Source organism: Gelidibacter sp. (assembly GCF_053579655.1).
The window spans coordinates 39,433-53,503 of record NZ_JBMDWE010000030.1 but is presented as its reverse complement, the minus strand read 5'-3'; the positions used below and the strand labels follow the sequence as shown (position 1 = coordinate 53,503).

16 protein-coding genes are annotated in these 14,071 nt (G+C 37.8%); all 16 read right to left on the bottom strand.

What is annotated here, in order from left to right; genetic code table 11:
* Positions 1-202: 202 nt before the first annotated feature.
* On the bottom strand, positions 203-1,462 hold the full coding sequence (locus tag ACOH2D_RS14220; protein WP_348034744.1) for an ABC transporter permease: 1,260 nt from the start codon (positions 1,460-1,462) through the stop codon (positions 203-205).
* 1 nt (position 1,463) lies between these two features.
* Positions 1,464-2,708, bottom strand: coding sequence for an ABC transporter permease (locus ACOH2D_RS14215; protein WP_449535617.1), 1,245 nt, complete (start codon positions 2,706-2,708; stop codon positions 1,464-1,466).
* Entirely contained in the window at positions 2,701-3,402 is a 702-nt protein-coding gene (locus tag ACOH2D_RS14210; protein ID WP_348034742.1) for an ABC transporter ATP-binding protein, read from the bottom strand. The genes ACOH2D_RS14215 and ACOH2D_RS14210 overlap by 8 nt, the downstream gene beginning before the upstream one ends.
* Positions 3,403-3,530: 128 nt before the next feature.
* Positions 3,531-3,752, bottom strand: a complete 222-nt coding sequence (locus tag ACOH2D_RS14205) for a CAMCR motif-containing small membrane protein (protein WP_348034741.1) — start codon at positions 3,750-3,752, stop codon at positions 3,531-3,533.
* Position 3,753: 1 nt separating this feature from the next.
* Positions 3,754-4,299, bottom strand: a complete 546-nt coding sequence (locus ACOH2D_RS14200; protein ID WP_449535616.1) for a DUF420 domain-containing protein — start codon at positions 4,297-4,299, stop codon at positions 3,754-3,756.
* Positions 4,299-5,057 carry an SCO family protein gene (locus tag ACOH2D_RS14195; RefSeq protein ID WP_348034739.1) on the bottom strand — a complete coding sequence of 253 codons (759 nt, stop codon included), beginning with the start codon at positions 5,055-5,057 and terminating at the stop codon, positions 4,299-4,301. The genes ACOH2D_RS14200 and ACOH2D_RS14195 overlap by 1 nt, the downstream gene beginning before the upstream one ends.
* Positions 5,041-5,754, bottom strand: a complete 714-nt coding sequence (locus tag ACOH2D_RS14190; RefSeq protein WP_449535615.1) for a hypothetical protein — start codon at positions 5,752-5,754, stop codon at positions 5,041-5,043. The genes ACOH2D_RS14195 and ACOH2D_RS14190 overlap by 17 nt, the downstream gene beginning before the upstream one ends.
* A 158-nt stretch (positions 5,755-5,912) precedes the next feature.
* On the bottom strand, positions 5,913-6,296 hold the full coding sequence (locus ACOH2D_RS14185) for a cytochrome C oxidase subunit IV family protein (protein ID WP_348034737.1): 384 nt from the start codon (positions 6,294-6,296) through the stop codon (positions 5,913-5,915).
* A gap of 23 nt (positions 6,297-6,319) precedes the next feature.
* Positions 6,320-7,300 carry a cytochrome c oxidase subunit 3 gene (locus tag ACOH2D_RS14180; protein ID WP_449535614.1) on the bottom strand — a complete coding sequence of 327 codons (981 nt, stop codon included), beginning with the start codon at positions 7,298-7,300 and terminating at the stop codon, positions 6,320-6,322.
* A gap of 142 nt (positions 7,301-7,442) precedes the next feature.
* Positions 7,443-8,024 carry a cytochrome c oxidase subunit 3 gene (locus ACOH2D_RS14175; RefSeq protein WP_449535613.1) on the bottom strand — a complete coding sequence of 194 codons (582 nt, stop codon included), beginning with the start codon at positions 8,022-8,024 and terminating at the stop codon, positions 7,443-7,445.
* Position 8,025: 1 nt separating this feature from the next.
* On the bottom strand, positions 8,026-8,919 hold the full coding sequence (gene cyoE / locus ACOH2D_RS14170) for a heme o synthase (RefSeq protein ID WP_348034734.1): 894 nt from the start codon (positions 8,917-8,919) through the stop codon (positions 8,026-8,028).
* 356 nt (positions 8,920-9,275) lie between these two features.
* Positions 9,276-11,387: a gliding motility outer membrane protein RemB gene (remB, locus tag ACOH2D_RS14165; RefSeq protein ID WP_449535618.1), complete on the bottom strand. Its 2,112-nt coding sequence runs from the start codon at positions 11,385-11,387 to the stop codon at positions 9,276-9,278.
* Positions 11,388-11,499: 112 nt separating this feature from the next.
* Positions 11,500-12,303 carry an energy transducer TonB gene (locus ACOH2D_RS14160; protein WP_449535612.1) on the bottom strand — a complete coding sequence of 268 codons (804 nt, stop codon included), beginning with the start codon at positions 12,301-12,303 and terminating at the stop codon, positions 11,500-11,502.
* Positions 12,304-12,508: 205 nt separating this feature from the next.
* Positions 12,509-13,237 (bottom strand): energy transducer TonB, encoded by a 729-nt coding sequence (locus tag ACOH2D_RS14155; RefSeq protein ID WP_348034731.1) that lies wholly within the window; start codon positions 13,235-13,237, stop codon positions 12,509-12,511.
* A gap of 63 nt (positions 13,238-13,300) precedes the next feature.
* Positions 13,301-13,663, bottom strand: coding sequence for a VanZ family protein (locus ACOH2D_RS14150; RefSeq protein ID WP_348034730.1), 363 nt, complete (start codon positions 13,661-13,663; stop codon positions 13,301-13,303).
* Positions 13,656-14,036, bottom strand: a complete 381-nt coding sequence (gcvH, locus tag ACOH2D_RS14145; protein ID WP_348034729.1) for a glycine cleavage system protein GcvH — start codon at positions 14,034-14,036, stop codon at positions 13,656-13,658. Before gcvH ends, ACOH2D_RS14150 begins: the two co-directional genes overlap by 8 nt.
* Between the last annotated feature and the right edge of the window lie 35 nt (positions 14,037-14,071).

Here is a 14,071-nt window from a genome sequence, read left to right as displayed (position 1 = left end):
TTCATTTGGTGGTTGTTATTGTTTTTTAATGGTCAAATGTTTACACCTTAACAATGATTTGAAATAATAACTCTAGATCGTAACCGGTGGTTCATTGATAATTCTTATTGTTTTTTAATGGTCAAATGTTTACACCTTAACGAAAAGTTGAAATTAAAACTCTAAATCGTAAGAGATGGTTCATTTGATGATGTTATGATAATTATTCTATTCTTAAAGCGTCCACAGGCTTCATTTTTGTGGCACTATTAGCGGGAATCAAACCTGCCAACAGGCCAGATACCACCAATATAAAAAGAGCTATAAAAACGACGGACATACTGACACTTGGGTTGGCAAAATTTTCTACAGGACCACTCATATCCAAAGCATAATTAAGTCCCCAAATCACAGCGGCGGCAAATGTAATACCTACCATTCCTGATAAAATAGTCAAGATTAAACTTTCTTGTAAAATCTGTGATTTAATCATCCAAGGCGAAGCTCCTAACGCTCTCCTTACGCCAATTTCTTTGGTACGTTCCTTGACGACAATGAGCATAATATTACTAATCCCTATGATTCCAGACATTAATACTAAAGCACCCACGAAATAGCCTACCAATCCCAAAATTGAGAATAGGCCATTCACACGACCAAAAGCTTCGGCCAAATCAAAGTTACCTATGGCGCGTTCATCATCCGGAGCCACCTTGCGTCGGCTTTTTAAGGTTTCTAAAATTTGGGGTTTGAGTGTGGTAATATTTGTTCCATCGACTGCCGTTACCGCCAACCATCCGACATTATCAGCAAAATTGAAGGCTTGTCCAAAAGTGGTAAAGGGCACGAAAATAGTATTGGCATCTTCCTCTTTATCACCTTGGCTATTACTCACTTTAAAAGTGCCTATAACCATGAAATTAACCCCGTTGATTTTGATGTAAGTCCCTAAGGCGTCTTCTCCCTTATCATAAAGTCCTTTTACCACGCCCGTTCCAATCACACAAACCTTCCGATTGGAATTGATATCGGAATAGCTCACAAAACGACCTTCCAGCATATCCATGGGCTGTTGCTTTATAAATTCAGGATAATCGCCATTGACTTGATAAGCACCAGTTTTTGTACCTCTAACCACATTATTCGCACCACTATAACCACCCAATTGGTTACGAGGGGATACATATTTAAGTTGTGGAAATTCATTTTTTAAGGCAGCCACATCGTCCAATTTAAAATTGAACCGTCGCCCCTTGGGAAGTCCTTTATAGGGTTTTGAAGTTTGTTGTGTCCAAATGAACATGGAATTGGTCGCGAAATTGCCAAAACCAGAAGTTACGCCATTTTTCAGTCCGTTGGTCAAGGCCAGCAAAAGCACCAAGATGGTAATCCCCCAAAACACGCCAAACACCGTCAAAAAAGTTCTAAACTTATTTGCATTTAAGGCTTCCAATATTTCGTCCCAACGGTCTCTGCTAAACATCTTATTCGTCTCTTAGTGCTACAATAGGTTTAATTTTGGCTGCGCGATAGGCGGGTACAAATCCTGCAATCGCACCTGCAAACACTAAAACAAATACCGTGGTCAATGCGGTATTAAAATCCACTTGCGGATGTTTAATAAAATCACTTTCGATGTGCGGCCCTACAAGTTCCAAAAGTCCTAGGCCAGCAACTAGCCCGAACAGTCCCGAAAACATGGTTACAAAAACAGATTCCTGTAAAATCATGGCAACAATGGACATCGGTTCGGCACCCAAAGCTTTACGAATACCAATCTCTTTGGTGCGTTCCTTCACAATGATGAGCATAATATTACCAACACCAACTACACCTGCAATGATGGTTCCGATACCTACAAACCAGAACACAGCTTTGATGGTATCCACCAAAGAATAAATTTTCCGCGCTTCTTCCAGCGTATTATTGACATTAATGGCACTAACATCATCAGGAGCGATGATGTGTCTTTCCTTGAGATCATTTTCAATACCCATCGAAATTTGTTCTGAAAGTTTCACAGCCTCATCAAAGTTATCTGACATCTTAACCGTATAGGTCATATTCCGGATATCATTCCCGCCATTAAAAGCCTTTTGAGCAGTCGTAATAGGCATCATGACTTTACTTTCGTCACGCTCTCCTCCTGGATCGAAAAAGACACCGATCACTTTAAAATTAATCCCATATAAGGAAATATCCTTACCAATAGGATCTTGTCCTTTAAATAAATCTTGGCTTACTTTATTTCCAATAACCGCCACTTTTTTAGAACCCATCACATCAGAATGATTTAAAAACCGTCCTTGACTGATATCGGCGTTTTCAATAAATTGGTTGTCTGGCATGACGCCTTGGATTCTATAGTTCCCGGATTCATTTTTATAATTGACCAATCCACCCCAGATGGTATAGAACGCGGACTTATATTCGATATCGTCGTTGTACTTATCAGCAATGGTATTGAAATCATTGTTTTTAAGCTGAATACGCCTTCCCGGATTTAAGCCTTTAAATTCCTTGGTAGTCAAACCTGTCCAGATGGAGATGCTATTAGCAGCGTCTTTTTCAAATTGGGAAGTCACCCCGTTTTGGATTCCTGAACTGAAACCAAGAAGAATGACTAAAATAAAAATTCCTGATGCGACGGAAAGACCGGTTAGAAATGTGCGGAGTTTATTTTTACTTAAGGTCTCAAAAATTTCCTGCCAACGTTCAATTTCAAACATACTGAGGCGCTCTAATTTGTTGGACTAATTTATCATCAATGATCAGCCCATCTTTCAAATTGACAATACGTTTGGTCATATTGGCGATATCAGGTTCGTGCGTGACGATCAAAATGGTTTTTCCTTCGTCATTAATGCCTTGAATGAGTTCCATAACTTCATGAGAGGTTTTGGTATCCAAAGCTCCCGTAGGCTCATCGGCCAATAAAACTTTTGGATCACTGGCCAAAGCTCTCGCGATTGCAACCCGTTGTTTTTGTCCGCCAGATAATTCATTGGGCAAATGGTGAGACCAGGGCGCCAATCCAACTTTGTCCAGATAATGCATGGCTTTTTCCACCCGTTCCTTACGTGGAACACCTTGATAATACAGGGGCAGCGCGACATTATCTAAAGCTGATTTATAATTGATGAGATTAAAGGATTGAAAGATGAATCCTAAAAATTTATTTCTGTAGTTGGCCGCGATTTTCTCATTGAGGTTTTTAATGGGAACATTATCGAGCGTGTAAGAGCCTTCATCAGCTTCATCCAACATACCCAAAACATTCAGAAGCGTCGATTTACCTGAACCAGAAGAGCCCATGATGGATACCAGTTCCCCTTCCTTTACTTCAAAATTAATCCCTTTTAACACATGAAGAGAATTATTTCCCATGTGATAGGATTTGTGTAAATCTTTAATTTGGATCATGTTCAGTCGCTTAGTGTTGCAATGTTACACAAATCGATGCTCGATTTATATTAACGAATTGTTAAGACTTATCTTAAACAATCTCTATTTAGACTGATAAAAGCAAAATATGTTACAGAAAACTGTATTTATATTTCTTTCTTTTTACTGAACCGCGTGTAAATTGCAATTCCAATTCCTGCAATAAGAACATAAGGAATGATCATGAGGTAGACGATGCCATCGTTAACACCTTTTGCCGTCGATTGGCCTTCTTCACTTTCCAAAACCGCGCGACACATGGCACATTGCGCATTGGTGGTGACAAAAGTGAATAAAGTAAAAACGATAAAAAGAACTCTGTGTTTCATTTTAGACATAATAAGGGGAAATCATAATATAAATAATCACTCCAGATATGGCCACATATAGCCATAATGGAAATGTGATTCTTGCGATTTTTTTATGACGTTCATAATTTTTAGTGATCGCGCGCACATAGGTAATCAGCACGAAAGGAATGATGATGATGGATAAGAGGATATGTGTTATCAGAATGAAGAAATACAGATATTTCATAGTTCCTTCGCCGCCGTAAGATGTAGAATCACTGGTCATGTGATAAGCCACATACATCATCAAAAACAAAACCGAGCAACCAATTGCAGTCGTCATTAAGGTTTTGTGTAGTTCTATATTCTTGTTTTTTACGGCTAAAAATGCAGCCACTAAAATTAGTGCTGTCAGTCCATTTATGGTCGCATAAATAGGTGGTAAAAACGTTAAGGGTTCCACATCAAAACCTAACTTACGCAAATTGACGCCAAACAGGGCACCAACAATCACAGGAATAATAATGGAAAGGACAACAATCCATTTATTGTATTTTTTTTCCGCTGCTCTATTTATTGCTTCCATTATTCTTTTAACAATTTTGCGATGTCTTCTTTTAACATCGTGATTTGCTGCTCCATGCCTTCTTCGTCAACTTTTTCCTTTTCAGAAATGATCCCGTTATAATAAATAATAGGACTGCCCTGAGTATCAGATCTCGAACGGATAAAACCATTTTTATCGATGAGGGCAAAATTACCCGAATGTTCAAAGCCGCCATCGGCACTTTCGTCTTTTGCGGTGTATAGATAAAAGCCGTCATTAGCCAATTTATAGATCTTGTCGTGATCTCCGGTCATCAAATGCCAATTAGGATTGGTGATCCCATTGCGATCAGCATAAGCCTTTAATACTTCAGGCGTATCAGTATCTGGTGTAATGGAGAACGAAGCAATTCCGAAATTCTTTTCATTTGGAAAAGTATTCTGAATTTCTACCATATTCGCGTTCATCTTCGGACAAATGGAAGGACAGGTCGTAAAGAAAAACTCCAGGACATAAACTTTTCCTTCATAATCCTTGTTGCTTACGGTCTTTCCATTTTGATCGGTAAAACTGAATTCTGGTACTTTTTTTCGCACGCCGTTGAGTTCAATAAAGTGCAGATCGGAGAGATTTCCAGGTCTTTTCTTCGGATTCAGATTAATGTCTTCACTTCTGCTTTCATCTCTTACGACATCTTCATTACTGACCCTGTCAATAATTTTTGGAACGAAGTAAATTCCAAATAGAAGCACAATAAATGAAACGCCTATATAAGAATAATTAGTTTTCTTGCTCATCAGTAATCCCTTTTAAATCGTTAGCACGTCGTGTTGAAGAATCAAACTTCCCTTTGCGTTTGTCTCTATATTCGGTAAACAACACGCGTATATCTTCACTCATTTTATTTTTAAGAATAGCCACTTCCACGCAATCATAAGAAGTCAAATCATACGCAGGTTTCTTTAACTCTAATTCTCTTTCGGTTCTATCATCCAAACGCCCACGTTGATTAAGATCGCCATCAACGATAAACACGCGTGCAGTTGAGAGATTGGCATCCAATGGCAGATCGGTCCTTAAACCATCAAAAACTTGCTGCGTCTGCTCGTCGTCCAAAAACACAAAATGCCAGTATTTCAAATCCTCATGAGATTCAATTTCCCTTTTTAAAGCTGGAAGATCTGCTTTTGCTTCAGGCGAAAGAAAGACAATAATTTGAAAATGTTTAAAACCCTTGAATTTATTGTAGATTAATTCCTTGAGGTTAGACGCCGCGGTGGCTCTCTCTAACGGCTTTTTACCGAAAAAGGCTAATACGGTGATATGATCTTTGAGCTCGTACTCACTCAATCCTTTAATGTCCTGCACATTTTCATTTACCACATCGAGTGCCAAATAATTATGTTTTGCAGGATAGAGCATCAATAGGAACGCTACGGGAAGAAAAAACAATATCCCTAGAATGGTATAGCGTTTAACAAGTTTTATATTCATTTAAGATAATTTTCATGATTTACGAGCCGAATAAGGCCCATTTCATCCAATAAATCCGGACTAAAACACTCAGGTGCAAAAATAAAAAAGACGGTTCAAATAACCGCCTTTTTACATGTGTTTAACACTAATATTGTCCGTTGTATAGCAGCGATTCCCTAAAAATTAGTTTTCACAAATCCATTAGAAAATACACCTTCAATATAATCGCCTTCTTGCAAAAGAATAAAGACCAAATAAGCAATCAAAAAGACCGCGGTCCAAACCACCATACGTCGTAGACTTGGCAATTCATCTCTCATGTGCATAAAGTCCCAAGTAATATAATAGGCTTTTACTACAGTTAAGATAATAAAGATCCAGTTAAGAGCCTTCATGCCTAGGATTTGCCCCATAAACATTTCTGGTTTATAAATACCTAAAACAACTTCAACTGCTGTTACTAGAGCCAAAAAGATTAATACACCCCATATTTTTTGGGTATTGGATTTAAACTTAAGAGTCCCTCTGAATATTGCTAATTTATGTGCTTCTGCTGCCATGTCTAAAATAAGTTATCTAATAATTATACTAAGTAGAAGAATGTAAATACAAACACCCAAACTAAATCCACGAAATGCCAATATAAACCGACCTTTTCAACCATCTCATAGCTTCCTCTTCGCTCGTAAGTACCAATAAGAACGTTAAAGAAAACAATAATGTTCAATATAACCCCAATCGAAACGTGGAATCCATGGAAACCAGTAATGAAGAAGAAATAGTTGGCGAATAAAGGGGCACCGTATTCGTTTTGGATCAAGTTTGCTCCTTCAACGACATTCTTGCCTTTAGTCTCTAACTCCTTGAGAGATTCACTTCGAGATAAAACGGTTTTTTGATGCGTTCCTTCAGCAGTATAAGTCGTTCTTATCAAAAGATCTTCGTTTGCTTTAAATCCAGCAACAACCTCGTCAAAAGTAAAACTTGGAAGTGCTTTTTCATTTGTAAACCAAATTCCGTCTTTAGTGGCATGATAGGTACGATCGGATGGTACCGCCGTAGAAAAGTCTTTTAAAGCGACTCGATTCCCATCTTTATCAACAAAATGTAAAATATTACCAGCATGTGTTCCAACTGCACCATAATCACCTTTAATAAAAGTTGACCACTCCCATGCTTGTGAGCTTAAGAAGACTAAACCTCCTAAAACCGTCAGGAACATATACAAGCTTACTTTAGCCTTGTTCATATGATGTCCTGCATCAACTGCCAACACCATAGTAACTGACGACATGATCAATATAAAGGTCATGAACGCCACGAAGATCATTGGATAATTTCCGTGAATAAAAGGCACGTGCGTAAATACGTCGTCTGCAATTGGCCAAGAATCGGCAAATTTAAATCTTGAAAATCCGTAGGCTGCTAAGAATCCAGTAAATGTTAACGAGTCAGATGTGAGGAAAAACCACATCATCATTTTACCGTAACTCGCTTTTAATGGTTCAATACCTCCACCCCAACGCTTATTTTCTTCACTAGTGTTTGCGACAGTCGTATCCATATGTTGTGATCAGTTATTTAGTTTTAAAGTTGGACAAAAATAATCATTTTATTCATCTAAAGAAACATCCTCATTAATTTTTGAGGTTCTTTAGGTAATGTTCAATTAATTGTAATGTGAGCTCGAGAAAAAAACTCCCCAATTAACCCACAAAATATAGAAATAAAAAGAGATATACCCACAGTACATCAATAAAATGCCAAAATGTTGCCGCCAGTTCAAAGCCTAGCATATCCTCAGAAATATACTTTTGTTTAAAATGATTATAAATTACAACCAAAATGCAAACTAGCCCTGCGATAACGTGAACTATATGTACCATCGCTATCAAATAGATGTAGGACATGGTCACATTACTGGTCGGACCAGTGAAATTATAACCCATATCAATAATTTGATTAAAGCCTATAAATTGATTGGTTATAAAAGCAATCCCCAAAGCCAAAGTCGCAAACAACCATACGCTTGTCATCTGTCGATCATTATTTTTGAGTGCTTTACCAGCTAACATAAACGTCACGCTACTAATCAATACAACAATTGTACTGACTATAAAGGCACTTGGCAATTGAAAGTCAGCGAGCCAATCTTCCCTTGTGCTACTTACCACAAATGCGCTGGTCCAGCCCGCAAAAGACATGATAAGCGAAATGATTCCAAACCAGAGCATCATTTTTTTTGCTCTACTATGTTTTTCCTGAAAGGTTCCTTGTGTAAAATCCATGTTATCTTATAAATTTATCGGCAACGTAAACAATCTGTAATAGGGTAATATAAATCACACTGGCATACATTAATTGTTTGGCTGCTTGTGCTGTTCTATTTTTGAATAATTGCAATGCGTAATATACCATGACCATCCCGAGCGCAAATACAATGACGGCCGCTACAACCGACAATTTCAAATCTCCAGTGATACCAAAAACAGGAACAATGGATACTAAAACCGTCCAAACGGAGTAGATAATGATTTGCGTGGCTGTACCTTTATCACGTTTCCCTGTTGGGAGCATAAAAAATCCGCCCTTCTCGTAATCGTCGTACAAAAACCATCCGATGGCCCAAAAATGAGGAAATTGCCAAAAGAACTGTACAGCAAATAAAGTTCCAGGTTCAATGCCAAATGCATTTCGTGCTGCTACCCAACCCAACATAAATGGGATGGCACCAGGAATAGCACCAGCAAAAACAGATAATGGTGTTTTGGTTTTTAAAGGCGTGTAAATACTGGTATATAAAAATATGGAGATCGCGCCGTACATCGCGGTCCGTGGATTGATCACATAAAGCGTGGCAATACCGAGAATTGTAAAAATGACGGCCATCGTAAAAGCAGAATTGACAGAAATCCGTCCTGCCGGAACGGGTCTGTTTTTGGTGCGATCCATAAGGGCGTCCAAATCACGTTCAATTATTTGATTGTACATATTGGAAGCACCAACCATAAAATAACCACCAAAAGCCAGTAAAACTACGATGTCCCACTCGATGGTGTCTGCGCCTAACAAGTATCCAGCTATGGCCGAAAACACGACACTCACTGATAATCTCATTTTTGTTATTTCCTTAAAATCAGAAATAATAGAGACACTTGATAAAGAAGAATTTGTTGTCGCCAATTGGTCTTAAATTTTCGCTTTTAAATGCGAGTGCAAAGATACTTTGAATATTGGTTTTGAGCAATTCAATTAATGATTAATTAAACGGCGAAATTCATTTGAAGTTTTTTGGAGCGTGAAAAAGACTTTTGAAGTATTAAAACATCCAAATGTCTTGAAATTGGATTTATGGAAACCTTGAGGATTTTAGATCAGTATGATGCCTTGTTGATGTAAAACACCATCACATTTATGCCTGTATCGGTGTTTTCCACCAACACATTAACGAGACTTCATGGCATAAGACTATAATCGTCAGAAACACATGAGATTAACTGCGTTGAACCTAAAGGCTTTCTGCTTTCGCAGGAATTCTGCTAGAAATCAAAATACCAGTTGAACAAATCCGTCTTTACGCCCAGATTGAACCAAACCGTGCTATTTCTGAAAGTCGTTACGGTTTCTGCTTCTGGATTGAAGTTTCTGAAACTGATATTGGTAAATATTTTTAAATGACTCACGGGGTTAATTACATAACCACCTTGCAGTTCGGCATTAAAAGTTTTGGTCTTATTGCCTTGCCCGATTTTCACTCCTGTGTTATAAGGTCGCTCGTTATAATTTCTATACACATCGCCGCCGTAACTAAAATTATCCGTGCCGTCGTTAAAATCTAACCCGCGCGTTCCGAAAATAAACTTGGCATCGGCAAACCAACGCTCATAATTATAATGTCCAATGATGATGAACTCCCTGAAATTTGCGCCCCACAAATGCGCCATCGGTTGATTGCTGTGTGCATAATTATTCACGATGGTATTATGTGAATAGGTATAAGGCCGCACTTGGTTATACTCCAATTGCAACATCAAATTATCCACTTTAAAGGCGTTGTAATATTTGGCTCCTAATTGATAGCCAAATTTGTTCTTCCAGCTTTTATCACCAGCTTTGACATGCTCCAAGGAGAATTCGTCCAAAATGAACTGTCCGTATAAGTTTACCTTATTATTCCACTTGTATTTTGCTGAAGCACCTACAACGGCATTTCCAGATCCTTGCCCAGATTCAAATTCGATCGCCCTGAAAAAAATGATTGGATTTAGGTAATTGATATCAAACCCGCGGCCATTAGTGTCCGTCCACATCACGGATTCAAAAAGACCGATATTAAGGCGCTTGGATACATTCCAGCTCAAATAATGGTTGGCCATATATTTGGTCAAAAATGCTTTATCTTCAATTACCGCATCGCGAACATCTCTGAGCCACATCCAAGTATTGGTATATTTGATTTTCCAGAAATTGGTATTCAATTTCAAAAAGGTATGCGGACTTGCTACATCACTTTGAAACAAAGAACGATAGCCGTCACCGATAAAATTCTTGCCATGGCCAAACTGAATATTGACAAATTTTGCTGGCGCATAGGACAAATAAGCATCCGCCACTGGGTAATCATAAGCATCTTCCTTGAAACGTTTGGCGATGCCACGTCCAGGAATAATTGCTGGATCAGGCCCAAAAGCTTTTAAAGTCTCGGCATATTGGTTAAAATATTGGGCAAATCGGCCTTGACTTTCAAAAACAGAAGCCGAAAAACTAAACTTTTCACCCAAGCCTCCTTGTATATATACCCCTCGGGTATTATTGAAAGTACTACTAAAATCAGCATCCGTATCCTTGCCCACTTGCAAGTCTAAAAAAGGATCGATGGTAAACCAATAATCTTCTCCTTGAAGTTGCACTAAATGCTCATCCCACAGTTTTCTGCTCCACCAGCCCTCCGAACCTTTAATAAGCGCGTCTTTTTCAGCTTGAAAATCATAGTAGGATGCCACTTCCTCAAAAACAAATGGTTTTGCCGCGGTATGACTATTGGTTCCGAGGCCATTCATATGGGCATCAAAACGCGCATAATAGCCATGCGTGAATGGGATATTCAATTGACTGCTATATTCCAAGCCTTGATATTTCCTTATGTTATTGGTAACACTATCAAACTCATTGGAAACAATAGCATTGAGATCAATCGCTTTCTTAATGCTCTTTTGCTCTTCAATCGTGTTGTTTTTTACAATTTCAGGATTGACCAAAGGAATCTTAATCGTCAATGAATATTGAAAAAATGTAGGCTTGCCATTATAGGAGCCCGGTTGAATTTTTGGCAAAGATCCAAACACGCGTTTGGTTTCATCTTTTAAGGTATCATAAATAGCATCCACATAAAGTACGCTTATGCTTCCGTCCTTATCCACTTCAAACAATACTTTTACATCGCCCTTATAACTATCCTGTGTAACCTGGTTAGGAACTATAAAGTTTTCAAAAATAAAGCCATTGAGTTTATTATTGAAGCAAGTTTTTAAATTGTCAATAGATTCCCCTTCGCAACCCATAAAAACAGGTGGCTTTTCATAAATTTCAATATTCTGGGAAAAAACTTGGAGCTGAAAGCTGACAAAAAAAATTAAGAAGACATTCTTCATAGATATTGTAACCATTATTACGGTTGAAAGATACTATTTTTTTCAAAATGAGTACACTAAAAAACCGCTATGGAATTTTATAGCGGCTCACTACAGATCATATTAGATAAAATCATTGCACGTTAAAAGTAATAGGCAATACATACTGAACCGTAACTGGTCGCTCTCTTTGTTTTCCTGGCGTCATTTTTGGGATTTGCTCCACCACTCTTTTGGCTTCCCTTTCCAGTTCCGGGCGCGGCGCACGGGTTTGAACCTCAGTTACAACCCCTAATTTGTCAATTTTAAAAACCACGTTTATCTTTTGAGTTCCAGATAAACCAAGTTCGGAGACCAAATCTTTATCAAACTTCTTTTGAACCAATTGGGATAATTTATCTGACATACACTTTAAAAGGCCTTCATTGTTTTTCTGCGATTCACAACCTGGATAAACTGGTGCCATCTCAACGCCAATAGTGCTAAAGACTTTTAAATCGATATCATCGTCATCATCCTTTTTAAAGACCACAATGTCTTCAATTTTTGCAGGATTTATACTTACGATCGGACTTTCAGTTAAAAGTTCTGTTGGAAGATTTTCAACGAAGTCGTTGTCCTTAACAATAGGATTAATGGTAAGAACAACTTGATTCTTGATCACTTCATTTTTTTGCTTGAAGACTTCTTTTTCCAAAATAAAATTGGTCGGAAAAACCTCCACATTAGGATCAACATAATTAACTTTTGTCAAAGTAAGGTTCTTTTCTTCAAACCTCATTTCAAAAAGTCCGTAACTCAGCAGTAAACAAAGTATTAATCCGACCTGAAAGTAGAGCGCAGAATTCTTTCTTAAATTTGCGTCCTGTTTGTGTGGTTTTGCAAGCTGAACGCTACGGTTAGCAGTAACTTCATTAGATTTTTTTAGATTTTCCATAATATCACGTGTTTAAAATGTTAATATTATACTAAAATCACAACAAGCATACCAAAGCAAAAATCCCATCGATTTACCTGCGATGGGATTTTAACATCCTTAAAAAATATTTTCGTCAAGGGAGTTAGGCTCTTTAAAGATAAGAAAATAAAAAACCCAACGCTTTCACGTTGGGATCTTTAAATATTTAAACACTAAAATATTATTAATCTTGAACTTGGAATAAGATCGGCAAAGAATACGGTACAGTTACCGCTTTACCACGTTGTTTACCAGGCTGCATTTTTGGTAGCAAGCCGATCACACGTTGTGCTTCTTTTTCTAATCCAGGGTGTGGTGCTCTTGCCTGAACACTGGTAATGCTACCAGTTTTATCGATCTTAAAAATCACATTAATACGTTGTCTTCCTGAAAGACCTAACTCAGAAGCCAACTCCGTGTTGAATCTTTTATTTACGAACTCAGCGATTTTTTTGGACATACAGTCCTTTTTCGCATTGTTACCATTCTCCTTTTCACATCCAGGAAATACAGGTACGTTTTCAATAACTGCAAATGGCACCTCGATTTCCTCTTCTGGAGCTTCTACAACAACAACATCTTCAACTTTCGCAATTTCTACTTCCTGATTTGATTCAGATGATTCAATTACAGTCTCTACAACTTCTTTGTCATCTTTAACAACTTCGATAAGCTCTGGAGCTGCTGGTGGCGGCGGTGGTGGCGGTGGAGGCGTTTGTAATTGTTCAGTGATTGGAATTTCTTCTTCCAATTCATCATCCATATTAATCATGCCAATATCAATCGCTGCTTTATCATAAGTTTTGTAATTGATGGCCAAATTGGTCAACAATAACATTAAAGCGAGACCAACAGAAAAATAGATTGAACTATTTCTACCAACGTCTGCCTTTACATTTTTTTTCGGTTCCATATGCTTAGAGTGTTTAAGGATGCTAAAATAACCAATAATTTGTTAAAAAAGCAAATGAATAATTTATTTTAACTTTAACTTTCTATAGACTATTACAAAGAGTACTGCAAGAATCGCTCCAAAGCCGTTAGCAAGAGCATCATACAGATCATACTGTCTACCGGTGGTTAACAATTTTTGAAGCAACTCCATTAAAAACCCATAAGAGGAGGCAATAACAAAGGCACAAAATAGTGCGCTTCTAATTTTCAATGCATTGCAATAATTGAAAATCAATAAGGTGAAAATAAAGTATGCTCCAAAATGTCCAATTTTGTCATCAAACGAAGTGCCAAGAGAAGGGATGCCACGAAGGGATGCCAAACTAAGTACTAAAAGAATGATGGCGTATAGCACAAATAGAGCAAAAGCCCATCGTTTACGCACCTATCAGTTCCTTATAGGCATCCGCAGAAAGCAACTTATCTACTTGAGAAGGATCTGATATTTTTATTTTGATCATCCAACCCTTGCCGTAAGGATCCGTATTTACTTTTTCTGGTTCATCTTCAAGAACTTCATTGAACTCGATAATTTCTCCAGAGAGTGGCAAGAACAAATCAGAAACTGTTTTTACAGCTTCCACGGTTCCGAAAATTTCATCCATTTCCAAAGTTTCATCTAAAGTTTCAACTTCTACATAGACGATATCGCCTAATTCTCCTTGTGCAAAATCTGTAATTCCTACAGTTGCTACTTCACCATCAATGCTAATCCATTCATGATCCTTGGTGTACTTTAATTGTGCTGGTATATTCATTTTTGTAATAAATTTAATAGTGAAACAAATGTACT